Below are 3,714 nucleotides of genomic sequence, written 5' to 3'. Positions count from 1 at the left end.
GGGATCTGATGCCGGAGGGGGCAGAATAGTACGCTAAGGGCTGATTTTGGCCCCTGTGCGGTGCAGGGTTCTGTAAATCGTTGGCCTGGAGACCGCGAACAGCTCAGCCAGATCACTGATAGAATACTCGCCGGTTGCATGCATGCGGGCGAGTTCTTTCTGTTGTTTTTCAGAGAGTTTTGGCTGTTTTCCACGGAGTTTGCCCTTTGCACGGGCGATGGCCATGCCTTCTCTCGTGCGCAACCGGATCAGATCGGCCTCAAACTCGGCAAAGGTAGCGAGAATGTTGAAGAACATTTTGCCCATGGGATCTGTCGGGTCGTAGATAGACATCCCCAAGGCGAGCTTGACGCCCTTTTTTTCCAACTGTTCTGCGATAGCGCGTGCATCGGGGACGGACCGGGCAAGGCGATCCAGTTTTGGCACGACCAGCACATCGCCTTCGCGCACGGCTGCCAGTGCCTGGTCGAGACCGGGGCGGGCGCGATTGGTGCCCGTCAGCCCGTGGTCGGTATAGATGAGATCCTCCGATACCCCCAAGTCGCATAAGACCTGCCGCTGTGCGGTCAGATCCTGTTTGTCGGTCGAACAGCGGGCATAGCCAATCTTGGTCACAGTCATGCTCAAATTGTACGATTAAGGGGCCACATGTGCGAATCAAATCGTACCAGCTATACGAGATATGTTGGGGCGTGGTTTCTCTGCCCTTGCCAACCCTTGTGACACATGTCCGCTGATCGATCCTCTTACGGACACCCATGTTCATGATTTTGGAAGGAACCACATGCCTCGCCGGAGAATGCTGACCGACCGCCAGCGGGCGGCGCTGCTTGACATGCCAACTGAAGAAGCGTCGATGCTGCGCCACTACACCTTGGCGGACGACGATCTGGAAATTATCCGCGCCCGTCGCCGCCCCCACAATCGTTTCGGCTTCGCCCTGCAGCTTTGCGCGCTGCGATACCCAGGTCGGGTGCTGGCGCCCGGTGAGGTCATTCCTGCGGCAGTGACGCGCTTCTTGGCGGCGCAACTCGGGCTGAGACCCGATGATCTGGCAGACTATGCAACGAGGGAGGAAACCCGCCGTGACCACTTGGCCACCCTGCGCAATCTTTACGGCTACAAGATGTTTACTGGTCGAGGGGCGCGCGACCTGAAGACCTGGCTGGAGAGCGAAGCCGAAACCGCCCGGTCGAACGAGGATCTGGCCCGGCGCTTTGCAGAGAAGTGCCGGGCGACCCAAACCATTCTACCTGGGATCACGGTTATCGAACGTCTTTGCGCGGATGCACTTGTCGCTGCCGAGCGACGGATCGACACCCGGATTGCCGACCGGCTGAATGATGAATTGCGCGGCCAGCTTGATGCACTGCTGACTGAAAGCGCGGACAGCTCTGTCACCCGCTTTGTCTGGCTGCGCCAATTCGAGGTTGGCCGAAACTCGGCCGATATGAACCGCCTGCTCGACCGGCTTGAATTCTTGCAGGGCACAGCGTTGGATCAATCCATCCTGTCCGATGTTCCGCCTCACCGCATTGCTCGCCTCCGACGGCAAGGGGAACGGTATTTCGCCGGCGATCTGCGGGATATTTCAGGCGACCGCCGCCTTGCCATCGTCGCGGTCTGCGCTTTGGAATGGCGCAGTGCCATTGCCGATGCTGTGGTCGAAACCCATGACCGGATCGTCGGGAAGACATGGCGCGAGGCGAAACGCGCGTGCGATGCCCAGGCGAATGACGCAAAGGCGGCTCTGAAGGACACCTTGCAGGGGTTCTCAAACCTCGGATCAGCGCTGCTGGAAGCGTATGAAGATCAGGCGCCCCTGATTGAGGCCGTTCAAAACGCGGGAGGCTGGTCATCGCTCAGGGGGCTTGTCGCCACCGCTGCCCAACTCACCGACACATTGGCTGCCGATCCGCTCGCGCACGTTGTTCACGGGTATCATCGCTTCCGACGATATGCGCCCCGCATGTTGCGGGCACTCGATATTCAGGCCGCACCGGTAGCCGAACCGTTACTCTCCGCCACCGCTATCGTCGCAGGAACGGAAACCACCGCCGACCGGCCCGTGACCTTTCTGCGCCGAACCTCGAAATGGCATCGGCACCTGAATAACGATGATGGGTACCGACTGTGGGACGTGGCGGTCCTGTGCCATCTGCGCGATGCCTTCCGTTCCGGTGATATCTGGCTCGCACATTCCCGCAGGTATGGGGATCTAAAGGACGCGCTGGTCCCAGCCGAAGTCGCCCGGGTCACGCCAAAGTTGGCCATACCGTTCGAACCGGATGCCTGGCTGGAGGATCGGAAGTCTCGCCTGGCCGCGGGCCTACAGCGATTGGCCCGCGCCGCCAGGGCCGGTGTCATTCCGGGCGGGTCCATCGAAGACGGCGCCCTCAAAATAGACCGGCTGACGGCTGCTGTCCCCGAAGAGGCCGATGCCATGGTGCTTGATCTTTATAGCCGCCTGCCGGAAATCAGGATCACCGACCTCCTGCTCGAAGTGGACGACGAGCTCGGCTTTACGGAAGCATTCACCCATCTGCGCACGGGCGCCCCGTGCAAAGACAGGGTCGGCATGCTGAATGTGCTGCTGGCAGAAGGACTGAACCTTGGCCTCAGCAAAATGGCCGGGGCCACCAATACCCATGATTATTTCCAACTTTCGCGCCTGTCGCGGTGGCATGTCGAAAGCGAGGCAATGGCACGCGCCCTGGCCACAGTTATCGAAGGCCAATCTGCCTTGCCGATGGCCCGGTTCTGGGGCAGCGGTGTCACCGCGTCCAGTGACGGGCAGTTCTTCCCCACAACGCGCCAAGGCGAGGCGATGAATCTGATCAACGCCAAGTATGGCCATGAACCCGGATTGAAAGCCTACACCCATGTCTCCGACCAGTTCGGCCCCTTCGCCACCCAGACTATCCCGGCCACGGTGAACGAAGCGCCCTACATTCTGGATGGCCTGTTGATGACCGACGCCGGGCGAAAGGTCACAGAGCAGTACGCCGATACTGGCGGCTTCACCGACCACGTCTTCGCCGTCACCGCTCTGCTGGGCTTCCAGTTCATACCCCGCATCCGTGATCTGCCATCCAAGCGCCTCTACCTCTTCGATCCAACATCCTGCCCAAAAGAGCTGAAAGGTTTGATCGGTGGCAAGATCAGGGAACCCGTCATCAGTTCGAACTGGCCCGACATTCTGCGCAGCGCGGCCACCATGGTGGCGGGCGCAATGCCTCCAAGTCAACTGTTGCGAAAATTCGCCGCCTATCCTCGGCAGCATGAGCTTGCGGTGGCACTACGGGAAATAGGACGGGTTGAACGGACGCTGTTCATCATCGATTGGCTGCTTGACGCCGACATGCAACGCCGGGCTCAGATCGGCCTGAACAAGGGCGAAGCGCACCATGCCCTCAAGAATGCCCTACGCATCGGGCGCCAAGGCGAAATCCGAGATCGAACAACTGAGGGGCAGCATTTCCGGATGGCCGGGCTGAACCTGCTCGCCGCCACCATCATCTATTGGAACACCAAGCATCTTGGCAAAGCTGTGGCTGGACGTCGTCGGTCGGAACTGGATTGCTCTCCTGACCTTTTGGCGCACATCTCGCCCCTCGGATGGGCCCACATCCTCCTCACCGGCGAATACAGGTGGTCCAAAAGGTAAGCAAAGCCCCTTAACGTACTATTCTGCCCCCTCCGGCATCAGACCCC

Annotated in this window: 2 protein-coding genes; one reads left to right on the top strand and one right to left on the bottom strand. The window is 60.1% G+C overall.

The genetic code is table 11. From position 1 onward, the window contains the following. Positions 1–33: 33 nt before the first annotated feature. The gene (locus GGR17_RS20055) at positions 34–621 is read right to left on the bottom strand and encodes a recombinase family protein (RefSeq protein WP_054540554.1); all 588 of its coding nucleotides are present in this window, start codon (positions 619–621) and stop codon (positions 34–36) included. 163 nt (positions 622–784) lie between these two features. On the opposite strand from GGR17_RS20055, the gene GGR17_RS20050 reads away from it, so the two are divergent. Next, a complete protein-coding gene (locus GGR17_RS20050; RefSeq protein ID WP_054540555.1) occupies positions 785–3,667 on the top strand; it encodes a Tn3 family transposase in 2,883 nt (960 codons plus the stop codon). The last annotated feature ends 47 nt before the right edge of the window (positions 3,668–3,714 follow it).

This window comes from Actibacterium naphthalenivorans (assembly GCF_014196965.1).
Taxonomy (GTDB): Bacteria; Pseudomonadota; Alphaproteobacteria; order Rhodobacterales; family Rhodobacteraceae; genus Actibacterium_A; species Actibacterium_A naphthalenivorans.
Note: the sequence above shows the minus strand (reverse complement) of the source record. Positions and strands in the feature narration are given on the sequence as shown.

Excerpts from the sequence above, each read along its gene's own strand:
- GGR17_RS20055 (WP_054540554.1), bottom strand. The coding sequence starts at position 621 with ATGACTGTGACCAAGATTGGCTATGCCCGCTGTTCGACCGACAAACAG.
- GGR17_RS20050 (WP_054540555.1), top strand. The coding sequence starts at position 785 with ATGCCTCGCCGGAGAATGCTGACCGACCGCCAGCGGGCGGCGCTGCTT.